The organism is Paenibacillus sp. J31R122 (assembly GCF_056269185.1).
This window is the reverse complement of record NZ_JBWDNM010000015.1, coordinates 70,814-90,893: the sequence shown is the minus strand read 5'-3', so window position 1 is coordinate 90,893 and position 20,080 is coordinate 70,814. Positions and strand designations below refer to the sequence as shown.

At 40.9% G+C, this 20,080-nt stretch carries 15 protein-coding genes and 2 pseudogenes; 14 read left to right on the top strand and 3 right to left on the bottom strand.

Annotation, left to right across the window (positions count from 1 at the left end):
• Positions 1 to 244 precede the first annotated feature (244 nt).
• From AC0YN7_RS22930 to AC0YN7_RS22910, 5 genes are all read left to right on the top strand, one after another.
• Positions 245 to 409: a hypothetical protein gene (locus AC0YN7_RS22930; protein WP_475812352.1), complete on the top strand. Its 165-nt coding sequence runs from the start codon at positions 245 to 247 to the stop codon at positions 407 to 409.
• Between the two features lie 265 nt (positions 410 to 674).
• Positions 675 to 1,895 (top strand): AlbA family DNA-binding domain-containing protein, encoded by a 1,221-nt coding sequence (locus AC0YN7_RS22925; RefSeq protein WP_475812351.1) that lies wholly within the window; start codon positions 675 to 677, stop codon positions 1,893 to 1,895.
• A 1,266-nt stretch (positions 1,896 to 3,161) separates the two neighbouring features.
• Complete coding sequence (locus tag AC0YN7_RS22920; protein WP_475812350.1) at positions 3,162 to 3,341, top strand: hypothetical protein; 180 nt, start codon at positions 3,162 to 3,164, stop codon at positions 3,339 to 3,341.
• Positions 3,342 to 3,512: 171 nt separating this feature from the next.
• Positions 3,513 to 4,466 (top strand): PGN_0703 family putative restriction endonuclease, encoded by a 954-nt coding sequence (locus AC0YN7_RS22915; protein ID WP_475812349.1) that lies wholly within the window; start codon positions 3,513 to 3,515, stop codon positions 4,464 to 4,466.
• Between the two features lie 24 nt (positions 4,467 to 4,490).
• Complete coding sequence (locus tag AC0YN7_RS22910) at positions 4,491 to 5,519, top strand: hypothetical protein (protein ID WP_475812348.1); 1,029 nt, start codon at positions 4,491 to 4,493, stop codon at positions 5,517 to 5,519.
• A gap of 351 nt (positions 5,520 to 5,870) precedes the next feature.
• On the opposite strand, the gene AC0YN7_RS22905 is transcribed toward AC0YN7_RS22910, so the two are convergent.
• Positions 5,871 to 6,041, bottom strand: coding sequence for a hypothetical protein (locus AC0YN7_RS22905; protein WP_475812347.1), 171 nt, complete (start codon positions 6,039 to 6,041; stop codon positions 5,871 to 5,873).
• Between the two features lie 200 nt (positions 6,042 to 6,241).
• Between AC0YN7_RS22905 and AC0YN7_RS22900 the strand changes: the two genes are divergently transcribed.
• From AC0YN7_RS22900 to AC0YN7_RS22880, 5 genes are all read left to right on the top strand, one after another.
• Positions 6,242 to 8,809: an McrB family protein gene (locus tag AC0YN7_RS22900; RefSeq protein WP_475812346.1), complete on the top strand. Its 2,568-nt coding sequence runs from the start codon at positions 6,242 to 6,244 to the stop codon at positions 8,807 to 8,809.
• Positions 8,806 to 10,035, top strand: a complete 1,230-nt coding sequence (locus AC0YN7_RS22895; protein WP_475812345.1) for an McrC family protein — start codon at positions 8,806 to 8,808, stop codon at positions 10,033 to 10,035. The genes AC0YN7_RS22900 and AC0YN7_RS22895 overlap by 4 nt, the downstream gene beginning before the upstream one ends.
• 588 nt (positions 10,036 to 10,623) lie before the next feature.
• Positions 10,624 to 11,217, top strand: coding sequence for a hypothetical protein (locus AC0YN7_RS22890; protein ID WP_475812344.1), 594 nt, complete (start codon positions 10,624 to 10,626; stop codon positions 11,215 to 11,217).
• Positions 11,218 to 11,323: 106 nt separating this feature from the next.
• Positions 11,324 to 12,589, top strand: coding sequence for a hypothetical protein (locus tag AC0YN7_RS22885; protein ID WP_475812343.1), 1,266 nt, complete (start codon positions 11,324 to 11,326; stop codon positions 12,587 to 12,589).
• A 495-nt stretch (positions 12,590 to 13,084) separates the two neighbouring features.
• Positions 13,085 to 14,740, top strand: a complete 1,656-nt coding sequence (locus tag AC0YN7_RS22880; protein WP_475812342.1) for a zinc-ribbon domain-containing protein — start codon at positions 13,085 to 13,087, stop codon at positions 14,738 to 14,740.
• Between the two features lie 174 nt (positions 14,741 to 14,914).
• On the opposite strand, the gene AC0YN7_RS22875 is transcribed toward AC0YN7_RS22880, so the two are convergent.
• Positions 14,915 to 15,562 (bottom strand): hypothetical protein, encoded by a 648-nt coding sequence (locus AC0YN7_RS22875; RefSeq protein ID WP_475812341.1) that lies wholly within the window; start codon positions 15,560 to 15,562, stop codon positions 14,915 to 14,917.
• A 148-nt stretch (positions 15,563 to 15,710) separates the two neighbouring features.
• Between AC0YN7_RS22875 and AC0YN7_RS22870 the strand changes: the two genes are divergently transcribed.
• The gene (locus tag AC0YN7_RS22870) at positions 15,711 to 16,031 is read left to right on the top strand and encodes a hypothetical protein (RefSeq protein ID WP_475812340.1); all 321 of its coding nucleotides are present in this window, start codon (positions 15,711 to 15,713) and stop codon (positions 16,029 to 16,031) included.
• A 368-nt stretch (positions 16,032 to 16,399) separates the two neighbouring features.
• Positions 16,400 to 17,317, top strand: a complete 918-nt coding sequence (locus AC0YN7_RS22865; RefSeq protein ID WP_475812436.1) for a DUF5655 domain-containing protein — start codon at positions 16,400 to 16,402, stop codon at positions 17,315 to 17,317.
• A gap of 46 nt (positions 17,318 to 17,363) precedes the next feature.
• Here AC0YN7_RS22865 and AC0YN7_RS22860 read toward each other — a convergent pair.
• Positions 17,364 to 17,498, bottom strand: a pseudogene (locus AC0YN7_RS22860) (IS66 family transposase); the annotation flags it as partial.
• Positions 17,499 to 17,655: 157 nt separating this feature from the next.
• On the opposite strand from AC0YN7_RS22860, the pseudogene AC0YN7_RS22855 reads away from it, so the two are divergent.
• Together AC0YN7_RS22855 and AC0YN7_RS22850 are read left to right on the top strand one after the other, a co-directional pair.
• Positions 17,656 to 17,844 (top strand): annotated as a pseudogene (locus tag AC0YN7_RS22855) (site-specific integrase); the annotation flags it as partial.
• 67 nt (positions 17,845 to 17,911) lie between these two features.
• A complete protein-coding gene (locus AC0YN7_RS22850; protein ID WP_475812339.1) occupies positions 17,912 to 19,639 on the top strand; it encodes a type I restriction endonuclease subunit R, EcoR124 family in 1,728 nt (575 codons plus the stop codon).
• The last annotated feature ends 441 nt before the right edge of the window (positions 19,640 to 20,080 follow it).

The window sequence follows — 20,080 nt, the reverse complement described above, 5'->3', positions numbered from 1 at the left end:
GCGGATTGCAGGTCTTTGATAACTCCATATGCATTGCAAAGTGACAACGGGAAGCAACCGCTCGGTACAATGACAAAATCTTAATTCAAGGCACTCATCGCCGCGCGGCTAGCCAACAAACGATACCGGATAGCTAGGTGGGGGATCATCCATATTTCATGAGGGCTTGGACGTCAGTGGTAGAGAAATCCGAACATGAAATGATGTTGAACGATTTTGAATTCAGTGGGGCTGACGATTACGAATGCGAAGAAGCTTGATTGTAATGATTCTAGAAGATCGGGCGTCTGAAAATGAAAACTGGCTGAATGATTCGATAGCACTTGGGAATTCGATTAGGGATCGATTGGAATCTGCACCGTCTGTTGTGGTTTATAATGTGCTGTATACAGATGATACAAGAAATTGAAAGCTGAAGAAATGACGATTTCAATGTTCATGTAAGAACCTGGATGGCTCGTTGAATTGGATGCGAAGGTGACCGGTGAATTAAAGGGCATGTTTCACAATACAGTATACAAATACTGACATAATTGCACTACCACCGTGTGTAAGAAGAAATAAGCTGTTCACAGTTTTTAAATCTCAACATTGGATATGTATGTTATTATTTAGTGAGTGGAATAGCTTCTGCCTTATTTGGGGAAGGATCAATTTTAGGGAGGATGAGTAGCTTGTCACTTATAGGTAAACCAATAGATCAAATAACTGAAACAGACCTCGAACAGCTAGTTAACGATCAGGTTCAAGAAAGTCGGATCCTTGATTACAAAGAACAGTTGCCTGGAAATACAGGAGATGATAAACGAGAATTTTTGTATGATATTACTGCATTTGCTAACTCCGGTGGTGGTGAGTTAATTTACGGAATATCGGAGGTGCGGCTTAACAATCAACCCACGGGAAGACCTTTTGAACTAGTAGGCGTCACTATAGACAACTCGGATACTCTAATTAGGCAGAAGGAAGAGTTAATTAGATCAAATGTTCAACCTCGTATATTTGGCATACAAATAAGAGCAATTTCACTAAGGTCAGGACAATATGTATTACTGATAAGAATACCTAATAGTCTTAACTTTCCGCATATGGTTAACATGAGTGGAACGCAAAGATTTTATACGAGAAATTCAGCAGGTAAACACCCGATGGATATTACTGAAATTCGCTCGTCCATACTTTCTTCTGCTGGTATCTCAGAAAAGGTGCGGGATTTACGACTATCCCGTATTTCGAGAATAAAAAATAACGCTGGATTCATAGAATTGAAAGAGAGTAAACATGTACTTGCAGTTCATTTAGTTCCATTTAGTTCATTTGGTGATGAAATTCTGGATGTTTCATCTTTTAACAATCACAGTTCAGACCTATGGGCCTTTTTCACTACAGGTCTTGACTATAAATATAATTTCGACGGATATATAACTTTTGCAAAATGGCCTGAAGATACTCTTCCACATACATACGTTCAATTGACAAAACAGGGCGTAATTGAAGCAGTTGAGTCTGGCGGTATCCTGCGTGAAGGCGAGGGTGGAAGGAAGAGCATACCTTCTGAGTACATCGAAGAGGAAGTTATTAAAAATGTTTTTAAATACTTACGTGCTTTATCGAACTTAAGGGTGAGACCTCCTATTGTTTTTATGATAAGCTTGCTTGGTATTAAAGGGTTTAAACTTGGAATTGATCAGAGATTTTTTGGACATGAATACAATTTGATCGAAAAACAAGATTTATTGTTACCTGAAATTGTCCTAGAATCGTATCCGGTAGATCCTTCTGATCTAGCAAAAAAACTTAAGCCTGCATTCGATACACTGTGGAATGCCGCTGGATTCTCATCATCACTTAACTACAACGCAAATGGCGAATGGGTAGGACAACCAAGACCATAATTCAAAACTTAGCAGCATTTCGATAAGAACCTGGCTCTCGGGCGTTAATTAGGAACAAAAATGTATTACATAAATATGGATGTCATTAATACTTCACTTTTTAGAATACCTCGGCTTTTACAGAGATAGGTGCACAGAATTCCTCGAATTTCAGGGACCACAGTTTGCCATCTTTAGTGAAAGAGGTAGCGCCAACATTTTGACGGATTTATACGCTTAGTATTACCGGAGACAATATCGCCGTAATAAGCCTTTTTTCGACTGCCTGATGATCGCTAATCTTAATTTATGGACATTGGGCTACGAGTAGAGACGTCTAAACGTCCTTAGCGTATATTTTCGTCAAAATGTTGACTACCCCTATACGAATTTCTCGCTGCAGCTGGATACCAGGGCGAAAACCTTTATACAAAAACAGGTGTTTTAATCCCCATAGTTCACCATCACTAAGTCCCAAGCGACCCCGGTCAATGCATCCCGGGTTCCATTTCGATTCTTAACGATACTCGCAAGGAAACTTAAAACCTCTGGGGGAATACTCGAACATCATGGTTTAATCCGCTTCCGCTGGCGAGCGCTCCGTCTACGCAAACCATCATGTTTAACGATGAATACTGGAACCATGATTCCACTCCGTTATCGCTCCATTCATTCATCGTTTCTAAAAGAATTCGAGGGTAGATCGAGAAGTAAAACCTTTGTAAACAGTTCGTAGAAGAAAATGCCAGTTTCGCAGACGTTTTCTCGTGTCAGCCATACCATATTCCGCTTTCTAAAGACCACATTTCCACCGTAGCCATCTAGTCGCATGGGAGCATACAGAACCTCTCAGCGCAAGGCGAAAATGGTTTTGAGGAAGCATTGGTTTGCATGAAATGTGACGACGATAAGTATTATCCGATCGACGAGGAACCGCAGTGCTGCATTTACGTCGCAGACGATGATCTTAACCGAAATTCGCTATTTGAAATGGAATTTAACAAGTAAAATCGATGCCTAAACCCTATCATCCCGAGCAGCAGTTGAGGTCTATAGAAAATGTATGCAGATCGAAAATACCGATTGAAGAATGAAATTAATAAAATACACAAATTGTTAAGTTGGTATAAACGCACGCAAGTAGTTGAAAAAAATACGAAAAGGAATCCTTTTGCCGTTATTTTGAGTAAAAGACGAGTCGCTTTCTCCTGCACATCCGGAGTTCGAGGTTAGAATAAACTGAAATAGGGAGGGTACTATGTACTACCTGTCTAAGCAAGGCTTTGAATGTCGCAAGTGCAGCATGTTGGTATCGATGTCATTGCCGCGAAGGACGGGAAACGGCTTGGTATTTCGGTAAAAGCCCGCAGCCGGAAACCGGGAATGGTGGATTCAGGCATTTCAATCGGTAACCCGAAAAAGCATGTGGGACATGTCAGAGAGACGTGCCAACATTTTGGGTGCTAAAACGAAGCCATCAAGATAATCCTTGTTCCTCTTTCCTGTATAGAGCAGCATTACATGATTTCGGAGTAAAGTTCGCAGGATTGGAACACACGAAAACTTGAAGTTGATCCTGCTGCCCAGGTCTAAGAATTGAAATGGGTATGAACTAAAGTAGTCAAGGAGTGAACCGCCATGTATCAGATAGGCGATTTAAAACGTGAAATCCTCACGAGCCTAAAGGTGGAGTGCCCTGTTTTAGGCTGTACGCAGTTGGTCGAGCGTCAACGTACCAGTCATCTTTCAAAGGAAGACGTTTTCCGATGTGCCGAGCACCGTATCTACATTTCACCTTCAACCTTTGAATACGAAAATGACAAGGATAATTTATTATGGCAGCAGGATGAGGATTTATCCTATCTTTGTCGGATAAAGAAAGAAAAGCGTGAATCCCGCATGACTCGCGAACGGAGCGAAGATGCGTTGACGTGGAATGTGTTTCGATACATAGAACGCGCAGCACAACTTTCACATTTTTCACAATTCGTAGCAGGTAAACCCACAAAGAGCGCGGATTTGATCTACTGGTCTTACTTGGATGCTGTGCACTCTGCTTGGCAGCCGCTCATAAGTGCGCGGACTGAATTTGGCGAACATCCCAATAAGGGTTCGGAGCCGGATCTCATTCTTGACACTGAACATACGCTCATCTTTATCGAGGTCAAGTTCACTTCGTCCAATTTCAAGGCAGTGGATCGTAAAGAGAAACTCGTAAAGTATGAGGAGAGCGAGTGGTATAGCGAGGTATTTGCGAAAGGCAGTTATGAAGTTGCGTATAAACATGAGTGTTATGAACTGATGCGCTTCTGGCTGCTCGGAACGTGGATGGCGGCCGAAATGAAGAAGGACTTCCTTTTGCTCAATGTAACGCCACAGCGGATTGACCCCGGTGTCGAGTCGAGGTTTGGGGCATTAATTCGCACAAGTGAGCAAAGACGTTTTAGGAGATTAACGTGGGAAGACCATTACCGCTGGCTTCAGGACGACGTTAAAGATTCGTCGGACCGTAACAAGGTACTAGACTACATGCGCTGTAAGACGGCTGGATACGCTCAAGGCGTACTTCAACGGGCCTTTCAAATTTATTGAGGGATGTTATGGAGGAGGCGAAATATGGTATCGTTTGATGAGGTCTGGTTTAGCATCGAGGTGCTTGCAGGAAGCGAGTTTCGACAGGTACGAGGGCAGGCGTTCACTTATGAAGTATCCGGGGAATATGTCATCCCGAGTACGACAAGGATTCGCATTGCGAAAAGATATTTCGAGAAGGCGTGGGAACGGATGCCAGTCACCGGGCCGGGGGAGCTTAATGACCTTATCGCCTCGTCCTATATATTTGCAATATTATCCGATGGACAGATAACCGGGAGTTCGAAAAGGAAAAGGACTAGCAGTGTACTTCCCTCCGTGAGTTGCTTGGTATGGGATAACAGACAACCATATCCGCTAGATTACCATCAGAAAGTGTATGCAGCCTTGCGAGGGCATAGATTTCTGACAGATAACGCAATTCAAATCTCAACATACGAAAGCATCGAACAGGCTGAAGCCGATGAATCGCAATATACGTTGTCCCTGTTTAAGGACGAGGCGATCCAATTGCGTGACATGTTGCTTCAGATATACCCTGTCAATCGCTTTAAGCCGAAACAACCACTAACCGACATGGAACCGAGTTATAAGTGGCATGAAACACCAGTCAGTGAAGACGTGATCTGGGAGACGATGTTGATGGTGAAACTCCAGAAGTTCGTCGAGAAGCACTGGGAGAACATTATCTTAGAGCAATTCATACCAGATACATTAGTACTGTATGATTGGACAGCTCTGCCAGAGCCATGGGACTATATTGAAGATCCCACAGAGGGGAGTATTATGAGTCCGACTGATAAACTGGATGCTGCAAAAGATGTGATGACACTAACCGAAAACGGTATCCCGGTATGGTGCAAAAAGTGGCCTATAGTGGAGTTCCAGAAGGAATTCTATGAGCGAGTAAAAAGGATAGAAGGGCTTAACAAGGAGGAATATTTGGAACATTGCCTGACAGATCCGGCGGATGCGGTCTTACTTTCGTTCCGAGCGATTTGGAGTTCGTACTTCGGTCTCGATTGTCTGGAGGAAATTGAGCCAATTCGTTAACGGATAAGGAGTCGTAGGAATGGGGAGTTCAATTCATGCGATTTCAGTCGATTAGATCCAAATTGAGTTTTTCGCTGGTTACCCATAATGGTACAACAAGGTGCATTATTTCTTCACAGATCAATGATGATTCTGCTTTCAGGATTCCACGAACAGAGGAAATAGAGAAAGTTCATTCTGACGCTGGAACTGCCCATTGATAGGGGCCCGTCATTGGAGATCCCCTATATTCCTAAAATTTAATTAAAAAAAATAACAAAGTGTTAAATTGGAGAAATGCGTACGAGTAGCCGCAAATATGGCTTCCAGTAAGCTTTTATATTTATGTTCGAATCCAATAAAAACTTGTACTTACCTCAAAGGAGAAACGGGCTTGCCAAGGGGCTCATTCCAATTGCTTTGATCCGCGTATCGCTTGGCTGTTCGCCAGTGAACGCCCACCTGCCTAGTGATGTCGCTCACTAAAAGTCCTTCTGATTCTCGTGGAAATTTGATATACTGCTGTTGAGGCATTTTCAGCATTCCTTTCAGTCTCCTTCGTAAAGTTCTTGCAAACCTAACGATAGGAGGATAATAGGGTGCTGGCAAGTGTCTCTTTTTCTTTGCTGTTACTTGAGCATTTTTATGCTGCAATATTCGGCACTTTTAGTATGCAATAAACAGTCGATCCTATAGTAGAAACGATGTGGCAGCATCGAGGGTATATTCGAATGGAGTCTGCAATGCCAATATTAGATGGGGCTATTCCAGCTTGTATATTCGAAGTTGGTCAAGCTTTTCCGATTGAATTAGATGACGAATTACTTTCCAGATTATCGGACTCGTTTGAAGAGCATCAATATATGCTGTCTCTTATCAATTCAGGATTCGCTCAGATCAAATCCATACGAATGAATTTACGGAACAACATGAACATTCTAAAATACGGAGGAATCTATTTCATGCAAGGTACTTCTTGGAACGAGTCCCAAACAAAAAAGATTTTTCATGCGCTACCTGGGTCGGAAGCGCTCATGGAATATTTGGAACGAAGATTAGTTATCGAAGGATTAGTGACTGAAGCTGATGAACAGGTATTTCCGAAAAAAAGTCAAGGATGTATGGTTTATAAGAGGGATACACGTAAACTGCTCACTTCGGCTCCGCGCAAAAGTGATAACTATATCCATGTCGAACTAAAATTCGGCAAAATTTCTGCTACTCAGCTCTCTGATCGAAAGCTTCAGGTAGGGAATGGCAGTGGGAAAGGGCAGGATGTAAAGCTGTATTCTAATAAGGAAATTGATATATTAATTTCTCTTATTCAGAAAACATTGAATGGAACGGTCAGCGACTCAGCAACATCCTTGGATACCATTGCTCTCGAAGTATGGCTAGATAAATATCTATCCGACTCCAAGCGACAAAAATGGAATAATATCCTTGATAACGCGAGAAATGATTTCATTGAAAATTTCACAGAACTGGAACAGTTACAAAGCGGTGAGCTTGTTTTAGGTGAATTCAAAAAACAGTTAGATATCAAAGCGAAGCAGAAAACAGACGGAATTAACATCTGGGGATTTAGCGGTTTTTCCGGTCAAATGTTTTTCAATCAGTTATTCAATCAGGCCGAGCATGTAGGTGCAATCGATGAAATGACGGCAGCTTTCCTGAACGCTGTTACGTTAACGGAACAATCTAACGAAAGCTTTGAAGATTGGTCGAAAGATCAGCTCACAACATTTATCCAACAAATGAACAACATTAAGAACAAGGCAACGGCAAAAGGATACTCCCCGCAAAAGTGTGCGAACACGAATTTTGCGCGATTTTTTCTCAGTTTTTTCTGGGGACTGCAAAACCTTCAAGAAAATCCGATCTTCTACAAAGCGAGCCGTAATGGTTTAGAGATTCTGGGATACTGGTCACAACCTGACGATCAGTTATCCAGTGTGGAGCAATACGGTCGCTTCCTTCATCAAACCCAGTCTCTTGTCCAAGATATAGAAGAGATAACGGCTGAGCGCTGGGATATGCAACAACTGGAGCATTTCTTGTACTACATTCAGGAGCAGTGGACAGAAAATGAAGAAGTACAAGAGATGTCAAACTCTCCAATCGTTCCGCCACAGCTTTCAGATGAGATAACCGACCTGCTGAAGCGATTCGGCTATTCTATCTCTCAAGTATCGTCCTTGACCGAATGGGAACCAACGGTCGGGAAGTCTATAAAAGACGTTATCATTTGGAAGTACGATTGCATACGTCGTCAGGTCATGAATTCGTTCGTATTTCTGTGGGGGACGGAGTCTGATTTATTCCATGCCCAGATTCACGATGAGAATGAAGAGGGGCAAACCCGGATTCTATTAGAGATCAAGGAGTCGCAATCGGCAGACTTCTTGAACAGATTCGAACAATATCTCGCATCGGCGGAATCAGCCGTATATTATACGTTGGACGATGCACACAAAGAGACTTATTTGAATCAAGAACTGCTGCAGGAGTGGCTGGATCTGCTGACCGAACGTAGACAAATCATTTTCTACGGGCCACCAGGCACAGGGAAAACATTCGTTGCACAAAGGCTTGCGAAAGTATTAGCTCAACAAGAGCAGCGCATCCGTCTCGTCCAATTTCATCCATCCTATACTTACGAGGAGTTTATTGAAGGGCTTAGACCAGAAGTGATTTCTCAATCGGGGGGACCGTCGCAGCTGAATGTGACCGTGAAATCCGGCATCTTCGTCGAATTGTGCCATGAAGCTGCCAAGCCTGAAAATCGTGATCGACCTTACATTTTAATCATTGACGAAATCAATCGTGCCAATACTGCGAAGGTATTCGGTGAACTGTTGTATGCGCTTGAGTATCGCGGCTCATCCATCGAACTGCCATACTCCCGCAAAAGATTTTCAATTCCGGAGAACGTATACGTCATCGGAACGATGAATACGACTGACCGATCGCTCGCTCAAATCGACCTTGCACTGAGGAGAAGGTTCCAATTCATACCTTTCTCGGCAAAGGAAACAGAACAGGTGCTTTCAAGATTTCTTGCTCAGCATGCGCCAGAAATGCAGGACGTTGCTCAATTGCTAAAAGAAGTGAACGCTTCGATAGGATCTTCGGATTTGGCTATTGGTCATAGTTACTTTATGAAGCCTGACCTGAAATTTGCTTCGCTGGAGAAGATTTGGAAGTATCAGATTATCCCTTACTTGGAGGAATTGTTCGTCATGGAGCCAGAGCGTGTGGGTGATTTTTTACTGGAACGTCTTCTCGAGAAACGCGAGTATTTCGCATGACGGTTCGTCTAGTTATCGAACTAAAGGAATACCAGTCTATCGATGGCATTCAACTGACCGATTCCGAAGTGGATTGGTTAAAACATCGATGTTCTAAAGCACTTGAACTCAAGGTCAGTTCCAATGGTATCGTTAGCTTAACGGCTACGTCGTGGATCGGGCGCATAAGTCTCCCAGAAGTGGAGATTCGCATTCGCCCCAAGCTTCCGTTAACTCGGATATGGAACTGGCTTTCGTGGGCGTACGATCTCAAAAGCTTGAGATGGACCGGCAGCTCTGGGTTTGATTCGAACTTTGAAGATATGGATTGGCTCATCCGTTTTTATGTGAAGGCATGTGAACGGATCGCGGCGATAGGTCTTCGAAAGAACTATGTGTCTATAGAAGACGCGATCCCGTCCGTAAAAGGCACTCTACAATCATCGCTAACAGTTGGAAGGTGGATGAAGCATGATTATCGTTTCGACTGCCGGTTTGACGAGTTTACGAGTTGGGTGAATGAGAATCGTTGTATTTTCGCGGGATTGCAGAGCATGCGAAAGTGGCAGCTGAAGGATGAACGCTTATATGTAAAGCTAGAGGCTTTAATGGATGTTTTCGGTCAGGAACGAAGCCTATTTCCGCCGGTAACGCTATCCGATGCGATTGGAAAAAAGCTATTAAGCCGAATGCCTGCCAATCGTTTGAATCAGCAATATTGTGAAGCTTTCCGGTGGCTTCGTCTTTACTGGAACAGTAAGACAATTATAGATACAGAAGGCGTCGTGAAAGCCGAAAGCTTCTTGCTGGATATGAACGAGTTGTATGAAACGTATGTTACGGCGCGATTTCGGGCTACGCTTGAGCCGCAAGGCATTTGGGTTATCGCTCAACAGCACGATTGGCTGGCAGAAGAAGGCCGGATCAAGATCGTACCGGACCTTATCCTGCGCGATTCGTCAGGCCGAGAAATCATTGTAGATACAAAATATAAGCAGAAGAAGGACGACGCTTCGATTAATGCGGACGTCTTCCAAATGCTTGCTTACTTGACCGCTCGGAAGTCGAATACGGCTGTTCTCTTATATGCTTCCGGTCCTGAGCGAGAAGACCGGATCAAGAACGCGGGATTTTCAGTATGTCAGTGGAGCTTGGGCCTGGAATCTAGCGATGATGATTTTGAAGAAGAAGAAAAGAGGCTCTTAAATGTAATGAATAGAGTTAGAGGTTTTTTTGAATATTCGTAATATCAACGTCGCGGCGTTGCAATACCATCTAAAGGATTTTCTATTCATTTGAGTGATCATAAAGAAGGAGAGAATACGGCAGATGATCTTCGAAATAAGAACAGAAGAAGAGTTTAAACATTTTAAGTCAATACGTGAGTGCTACTTCGTTATTACTGATACGACTAGAAATACAATTCATAATGCTCGATGTGACGACGTTAACATCCAAGCTTTTCGGGAAAAGGTATTAATGAATTCCAATAAGAACGGAAAGTATTATGTTACAGACATTCTAATTGAATCAAGGGAAATATTAAAAACTGAAAAATGTCAAAATTGTAGACCTACTTAGTAGTCGGTTTGGAAGCTTGGACGGATTGGATAGCCGGATGACGGAAACGGATTCAGAGGTGGCTGAATTGCATCAGACGGTAGAGGAAATGCAACGGTAGCTGATTGAAACACAAGAGGATTATCAGAAGCAGCCGAAGGAATAGATGAATTAAGTGCTTTTTACCAAAGTGCGGAATCCAGTATTTTAAGTGGAATTTACAAATAAGACGATATATGAAAGAGAAACAACAATATTATTCGGAGGTATCTTCAATGAAGTGGACAATAAAAACTGAAAAATTAAATCCGAATGATTCCTTACTAGTGTCGTTACTACAATTATTATGTAGTCTTGAGTTTGCTGTAGCTTCAGCAAAATGGTATGTGGGTGAGCATGCAAATAGATATGAGTTACCCCCTCATGAACATGTACTGGCACTTGCTATTAATATTGCAAGTATAGGTGAAACATTGCATAAGTTTGATAACTATGTAGACAAAAACATAATTCAATTTTCGCCTGCTTGGGATGATGTAGTTAAAGAATCATGGGAATATTTAAGATCTAGTGAAGTAGCTAAACTGAAGAAGTCAAACTTAAAGTATATAAGAGATAAATCTGCTTTTCACATTGATCCAGAACCAGTAAAGCAATTTATTGAAACATTAGATAATGATAAGGAAATTAATGTCTGGGAAATAGAGGTAGATAACAACGTAGGTCATTCACCGTTAGCAGCTCATATTATTGCAAATACATTATTAAAAATACAAATGGACAATGTTGAAACTGCACAAAACACTTCTAAAGTATATAAAGCACTGAGAGACGTTGTAAGTGCTTGTTTAATAGACCACTTCAGCTAGTTCTTAGAGGCATTCCATCATATTCACCGTATTCACACTGCAGGGCGACCCCATGGTCCGCCCGAAGTGATTTACCGGAAGATATATATTAGAAAGGGGTAATTCAATGGAAACAGAAGAATTCTATGCTTGGGAAAAGGTAATTACAAAAGAAGAGCCTCTAACATGGGAACTATGGGCTTCACCGATAAAAAGGTCAAGGTGTTTAACTCCTGTAGGGCGTAATTTTATTCTTGAAATGGTTAAGATTCTATCAGACTTTCTTGGAAAGGATTTTCTGAATAAATGCGTAGGTACTGATCACCCACTTCTTTCGCTGCATTACTCCCCAGCAAATGATGTTCAGTCAGTTTATTACCACTTAATTCTAATTTCTTCTAGGATTCAAATGGCTCTGGCTAAGTCATTTAAAGGAATAAGACAAGTACGTAAAGATGTTAGGAGCAATACGAGAGCATCAGCATGGCATCATGCGCAAATGCAACTAGAACTAGCAGGGCTAGCTTTTCGAGGAGGGCAAATATGTGAATTAGAACCTTTTTTGCCTTCTTGTAAGAAGGCAGACCTTCGAGTGCAGGGTAGAAACGGAGAGATGGTTTTTGAAACCGTATCAATGGGGACTGACCATAATTCCCGAAAATCATCTGATGTTTTTAATGCCATTAATGATCTCGTTACTAACATAAGCTTACAGCATAACCTTAGAATTGAGGGAAGCATAAAAGAAATTCCTGAGCTATCTGAGGTAATGCATGGTTTTCTACAACAAATCTCAAACGCTGCAAATGAAGTTTTGACATCTGGGAAAGAAGTCACTGTACGCTCAATTATTGGCTATATGATAATTTCGGAAAGTCAGGAATTTGTACCGGCACTAATACAAGGCCCGCCTACATATGGAGATGAATGGGGGAGATTAGAAGCACGTATTAAGGAAAAGGCCAACCAAACTAAAGGCGCATCTTCAGTATGGATACGCCTCGACTCACACAGCGGGCTTTGGTATTTTACTGAGTGGGCCCAGAAACCTTTGGAAGAAAGGCTGATCAATATTGCAACACTTATTAAAGAAGCATTGCAAGAATATGAACATATTAATGGAATGATTATCTCAAATTCCTGGGGATGGGATGTAAACAATGAAAGTGAAGACAAAACTTATATTATAAATGAAGACATTGCGATCAAACGGTATTTCAGAGATGGGCGAATGCGTGAAACGCTAATTATTGGTCGAAACACTTCTAAAACGGATCAACTAAATGAAATTGCTACTTGGTATAAGGAAGAACCTTCATGGCTTGAATGGGCATTAAACAATATGAAGTATCCTTCATTAAATGAGTTATTTGTTTCTGACGTTGGGGTCTAAGCCAACATTAGAAAAATATACGCTACTTCCATGTCGCAATCTCACTTACATATTCACGTTTTGAAAAACTTCGTTTTTCTCATCCTGCGAAATCCCGATATATTTGAGCGTGAGGGCCTGCACTGAATGATTAAATATTCCATCAGCAGTGCAATATTCAGCGGTTGCTTGTTCGTGTGGCACCCTCGATAAAATTACGGGTTAAATCGGCTGCTCTTGCAAATTTAGCAGGACCAGCATTGGTTTTATAACTGAACTAAACTTTTACAAGGTATTTCCTCCGGGTTTCGTTTAATGTTAGACCTAGCCGAATGAGTTTATAAAAAAAGGCTATGCCTGAGAAGAGTTATGAAATTAAAGTGCCAAAGACCTTTCAAGGCTGAACATAAAAATGAGGCTGGTGCAATAACCAGAGTGGGATTAATCTCCCATGAGTGCTTCCTAAAAGGGAGCGACAATCGTGATGCACCGTGGTCGTTGGAGTCAGAGTAACGGATGGGCTCTGAGGCACCATATGTTAAGTTGGGGGGGGAACGTATCAGTAAAGGTGCAAAAATAAAACCAGAAAATATGATTGCTATTATTTGTCCAATACTCTGTCGAGATTGGCATCCAATTCAAAACGATGAGTTAACCCCACATGATATCACATATGGATCGACTCGCCGTGTTTGGTGGCTCTGCCATGTCTGTTCACATGAATGGGATCAAAGCCCTTTTGAGAGATATCGAAAAGGACGGGTTACTTCTTGTCCAAAATGTCGAGATGACCAAGCACAAAAGTACGTGGAAGACTCATTGCTTGAAATGAAAGCATATGCTGAGTCCAAGGGTGGTAAATGTTTATCAGAATCATATTTTAATGCTCATGAACCGCTTGATTTCGTTTGTAGCTTTGGCCACTCCTTTTCGCTTAATGCAAATAAAATTCGAACTGAAAAAACTTGGTGTAGAAAATGTTGGTTTAAGGAAATCGGCAAGAAATTAAAAGGATCTCTTTCGGAAATGCAAGCGTTAGCTGAGAAACGCGGAGGCAAGTGTCTATCCGAAAATTATATAAATGCAAGAACAAAATTAAACTGGCAATGTGCAAAAGGACATATATGGTCAGCGATACCGGATAGTGTTAAAAATCATGAAAGCTGGTGTCCACATTGCCGGATCAACATTAATGAGGAAAAATGCCGATACATAATGCAGCAATTTACAGGAAAAAGCTTTCCCAAGGATAGGGTTATTTTTAATAGGCTCTATGAGATGGATGGATATAACGATGAACTAAAGGTTGGCTTTGAATATCATGGCAAACAACATTATGAGTACATTGAAGGATGGCACTTTAATAAAACTGACCTAGAGCTTAGAAAAGAAAATGATAAGATCAAAGAAACATTTTGTTCGGAGAATGGTATTCGATTAATCATCATTCCTTATTTTATAGATTCCGACCAGAAAAAAATAGCATTAATCCAGAGCGATTTAATAAGAATCGGTATCGAACTAATAACGAGCACCGTCACCATGGATGACTTCAGGTTTAACGATCATATGTTAGAGCGTTATGCAAAAATCGCAGAATCAAAGGATGGCCGATGTCTATCAACTATTTTTGAAGATGCGCACACTCCTCTTGAATGGGAGTGTGTGTATGGCCATAAATTTCAATACTCACCTACAAATATTCAAAGCGGTAGGTGGTGTCCGGATTGCAATAAGGAAACTTCCAGATCCCAACTTGTATCGCTCTTACAACGCAACCCGGAGCTCGCTACCGAATGGCACCCAACAAAAAATGGAGATTTGTCCCCGGAGGACTTTAACGTCGGGTCTACGGAAGAAGTTTGGTGGTTAGGAAAATGCGGTCATGAATGGGAAGAACAGATAAATGCTCGACATTACGGCAAGAAGTGTCCACAATGTAATTTTAGAAACGTAACCCCTGAGAAAAGTCTGGCAGTTAAATTGCCTTATATTGCGTTGGAGTGGCACCCCTATAAAAACAAACCGTTGACGCCACATGACGTTACACCAGGCATGAGAAAGAAAATCTGGTGGAAATGTGTGAAATGCGGAAACGAATGGGAGGATTATCTTTTCAATAGAGTTGATGTTCCTGCGAGGAAGGGGAGAGGGTGCCGGAAATGTAGATAGAGAAAGGGGCATTTGAGAGCTAGTCGGACCGATGTACAGTTACGTGGTAGAAGATAAAGGGTATTAATGTTAAAAATATACGCTACCACTAAGTTAAACGGTAACGAAAGCAGAACGAAGAACGATAACAGAAGCCAGTTCAATTAACGGAAGACGATAGTTCAAAAAACAGCGTTACTCCACTCGGACAGATCCTGTTTCGCTAACCCAATAGATTTGAAAAGGCATGGACTCTTTAAGCCGTGTTATACGAGGAAACAAATTGGTATACGTGATGAAGCCATCGGGTAGAGCTATGCCAAGCTTGGCGTTAGGGTTTTCACCATGGTACAGAACGAGATCAAAAATCGCTCCAGAAAACCAGTGACGAGCTTGAGTGTTAGAACTCTTATCAGGGTAACCCTTCACGCTAATCCATAACTCATTGTCTTCTGGATTTATAGCGATTATGTCTTTTCCGGAGGTGCGAGAAGCCGTATCCGCGACACTACGAATCGTGTAATTGTTGAGAGCAAGATACTTTACAACATGGCTCTGCACATTGCCTTCCCAATACCATGGTCTAATTAATGCCTCGGAAGAAAGGGTTTCAACAGATGATTCAACTTTTACTGAATTCCTTTCGAGCGTTTGATTGGTTATTTTTATCTTATGGCAATGTTCACATACACCATGATGTCTGTTTATCATAGAATCTTCTGAGAATGCACGACAAATGATATTAACCGCTTGTCTCGACACTACGCCTGAGGAAACTGATAAGCAATCGTCACACAGCTCTGCGTTCGATAATACAGAGATAACTCGATTTTTATTTGTCATTTTTAACTTCACTTCATGATTTTGTGTGTATAATTATACCACAAAATACTTCTAGTAGTGACCGCGGTTAACATCATGTATAGATGTAATGTTTAATCCATCTACGCTTTTTTATGGTACTGATATTGCAAATGAGACGAGAGGATGATTGATTCTGATTACTTTTGATCGTGCGAAGGCATCTGTGGGACTATCAAATTTTGTGGAGTATTACGAGGACTATCGACAATACTATGAACAGCAATCTTCGGGACTTAAGGGGGATAAGAAGAGGCTTGCGCAGAAGTTGCTTGAAACGAATCTAAAAGCGACGTCAATTACTGGTCAGTACACAAGAATTAATTACACTGTAGCAATATTCTCGAATAAGTGGGAGAAAGACATGCTTAAAGCGGCCATTGAATCCAATCATGCTAGTGTAAGTAAAGAGGTTAAGTCAAAAGCAAGGGTTTTATTGACTAACTATTAATGCCTAATATGACTACTAATAGCATATTCTTGAGCTTTGGAGCTTCCCCTGACAAAGGAAAGGCCCCTTCAACAGATGTCGCAGTATAAGGGGCTGCTCTTAAAAAATGGTGTTTTGTCATTTCGCCGAAAATCAAAAATCTTGTCGATCTTCTTGTTCTTTCCGACCGTTGAGGTGAAGCAGCATTTTCCGCTGGTCGAAGGGAGAAGAACAGTCTAGTGCTGAGCGAAACGCGAATAATGATCGAACAACATCGTAGGAGACTGACTAAGAATGATCGCCATCCAATCGAACTCCAACTCTGATCTTCGAGCGTGGAGCAGATAGTTGAAACTAATAAGACAATAGCTTTAATAGAGGTGGATTTTTTGGGAGATATTAAGCTCTTTAAGCTGTATGAAGGAAGTGTTACAGAACTAGAGGGAAAATCGGTAGCGGTTGAAAAGTCTCTTCAAACGATTATTGAGAAACATCTTGAAGTAATACTGGGAATTCGGTTTCTGGCTACTGAATATTCGACTGGTAAAACGCATGGTGGGCGAATCGATACCCTGGGCTTAGATGAAAATAATGCCCCTGTAATCATCGAATACAAAAGGTCAATTAACGAAAATGTCATCAACCAAGGGTTATATTATCTAGATTGGTTGCTCGACCATAAAGCGGAGTTTACACTCCTTGTTATGAAGAAATACGGGAGCGATGTAGCAGAGCTTATCGATTGGTCAACTCCGCGTCTACTTTGTATTGCTGGAGGTTTCACCAAGTATGATGGACATGCCGTACAACAAATTAATCGAAACATTGAGTTATACAGCTACAAACAGTTTGGACATGAATTGCTTTTATTAGATCTGGTGAATGCGACATCTGCTCATAATATTGAGACAGAGCCTGTCAGGCAAGCAGCAGCCTCTAATAAGTCTCCAGATAAAACTGTCACGGAATACCTCAACCAATCGGATACTACACTCAAGGATCGCTATGAGGTGTTACGAGCCTTTCTAATGGCTCTAGGAGATGACGTGCAGGAGAATACATTAAAGAATTATATCGCGTTTCGAAGAATAAAGAATTTTGCATGTGTTGAAATACATCCGCAAAAAGGAAGGATTACTGTATACGTGAAGGTAAATCCTGATTCCTTCGTAATTGAGCCAGGGTTTACAAGGGATGTGAGAAAAATTGGTCATTATGGGACTGGTGACCTTGAGATTACTATCATGAACGATGAGCAATTTGAAAAAGCGAAATTGTTGTTTCTTAAAAGTTACGAGGCCAATTAATTCTGTACTTTTAGTGCCTCATCGATCTTCGTCGCATATGCGTCTAGCATCCAATCAGCTTGACGCCTTGTACCTTGTGGTAACCGGGATAACCATCCACATGCAGATAGCCGCAGAATCCCTTTAAAAAATGGCGTGGATGTTCGCCACCGCGCGATGGCCGGTAGTCGTACAAAATGACCATTATGTTAATTTGGATAAATGCTTACTAGTAGCCGTAAAGATGGCTACCAGTAAGCACTTTTTGTTTATTTTCTGATCCATTAAAAACTTGTACTTAACATTTTAAATCTATTGTATAATTTAGCTAAACATTTCGAGTGGGAGGAGTGTTACCCCTGAGACCATCTCAAGGTGCAAATACCGTTCAACCAATCCGTGATTTGGAGAAGATCCTTCAGATAAAAGAACTGCTCATACATAGATCTTACCGGGACTATTTTTTGTTTTTTATGGGGATCAATTCGGGACTAAGGATAAGTGATATTTTGCCTCTGCGTGTGTGGGATGTGAAGTCGACCGATATTTAATGAAAATAAAAAACAAGCTAAAGGCCAATTAGCTCGCACCACTCGTGATCAATATGGAGATGTTTTGCACACCTATACCATAAAAAATGCTTTAGAAGATGGAGCTGTTTTAGGGTTCCAAGTAGAACACGAAGACACAATTAACTCAACATCATTAAATAATTATATATTTAATCAACTGCGACAAAATGAAAAATTTGTTGATCGTAGTGATGATGAAATTAACGATATAATCGATAAAATGAATGCAATAGATAAGGAAGCATATCTTCCACCATCTTCTTTCGAATGTGATGAGCATATTCAAAAAGTCATTCATAAAATTTTTCGACCGGATAATGCCTATACTAAATTTAGTTTTCAAAATGGACGACCGCAAAAGTCTGCCATTTTAACAACAAGTTCCATTGATATGGCAAAACGCTATTATCATGCAATTAAAGAAATAACTAAAGATCCTGAATGGTTGACAAAAGAATTCACAGGGCATCCGATTCGAAAGGGGCGTACGATTGAAGATCCAGATTTCCCGAGGATCGCCATCACCTATTCGATTGAGGAAAATGAAGATAATTCTAAACAAAATCAAGATGAAATAAAGGAAATTATCAAGGATTATAACGATTATTATCAAACAGCTTGGTCAATAGAAGATATTGATCGATATAATGGGGATATCAACAATCGCTTAGCGCGTAAAAAAGCAGAGTTTAAAAAACTTAATAAACAAATTGATTTAGTCATTGTTGTAGATCGGTTACTGACCGGATTCGATGCACCAACGATTCAAACATTGTTTGTAGATCGAAATTTAAGTTATGCAAATTTGATCCAAGCCTTTTCTCGAACCAATCGAACTTACCCAGGAAAGACAAAGGGAATGATTGTGACATTCCGTAAGCCTGCAACAATGGAGCAAAATGTCAAGGATGCGACTAAGTTATATTCTAATGCACAAGAGGAATCCAAGCTTGTGTATCCAACTTATGAAGAGTCAAAGAAACGCTTCACAAAGGCTCACAAGACATTGAAAACACTGGTGCCTAGTCCCACCGACATTAACGAACACTCTGCTATTGAAACTAGAATTGAATTTGTGAAAGCATTTCAAGAGTTAAATAATGCATATGAATCTTTAGTTACGTATGATGATTACAATGATGATATGGAGACTTCAAAAGTAATTCAAGAACAGGTAAAGACCTTAGAGGATTATATTGGTATATACAACACGGTTAAGGGTTCACTTGAAGGGGGTAATGACGGACCAAGACCAGATTTTTCAGATATTGAATTCTATGGAGAAAATGCAATTAAAATTTATGATATAGACTCGACTTATATTGACCGATTATTAGGAACTTACTCAGCCAATAATCAAAGTATCCGTAACGAAATCGAAAAAGCACTTCAAAAACTGAAAAAATCAGAGATAGTTAAAGACGTTTATCGTCAGATTCTAAACGCTATTGATGCCAAAGAAATAGATTCAGAGGAAGATACTTTTGTAGTGAAACGACGCTACTTCACTGAATCCTATAATAAAGCGATTGAAGAATTTGCGATAACATGGTTTGTGGATGAAAGAGAGCTACATTCATCTGCTGTTCAATATGTAATAGGGTCAGAGCCTATTCCGAATATCGGGGGAATTATTAACAGCAAGCAATTTGATAAGTTTAAAGCCGTACATCCAGATGCAAAACCGTTAAAATATGGACCGGAAATGAAGCGTCAGTGGAGGAAGACGTTAGATGAAGTCATTGTACCTTTGAATGATGAGTTGAGATAAAATCGTTTTGCAATTAATGCTATTTCTTTAAAAGGAGTCAGGACGTTCCCGGCTGGATCACAATGCAACACAATTGTTAGCGTACGTTCCCAACAAAACGCGGATTTCGTACGTTAAGCCGGGAATGCCCGTAAAATAAGCATTTTGCCGAACGCTAAGAATGCAGTACAAGGTCAATTGTGTTGTATTAGTCCGGGTATTCAAGCCGAATCTTCCCTTTAACGCAACACAATTGCTAAGACAGTTTGTCCAGTAAAGTCTGTCAAAGTTAGAGAAGCATGAAACAGTTGCTTACAGGTTTCTTACGTGAATATTGCAGGTTGATATAACCTCGTGTCTGTTTCTACTAACTCCATTGGGAACAAACCGTGAAGCCACAACAGAATTCGTAAGAAGCTTTTTACAAGTAGCGCATTAATGCCTCATAGCCTTAAATTCCAA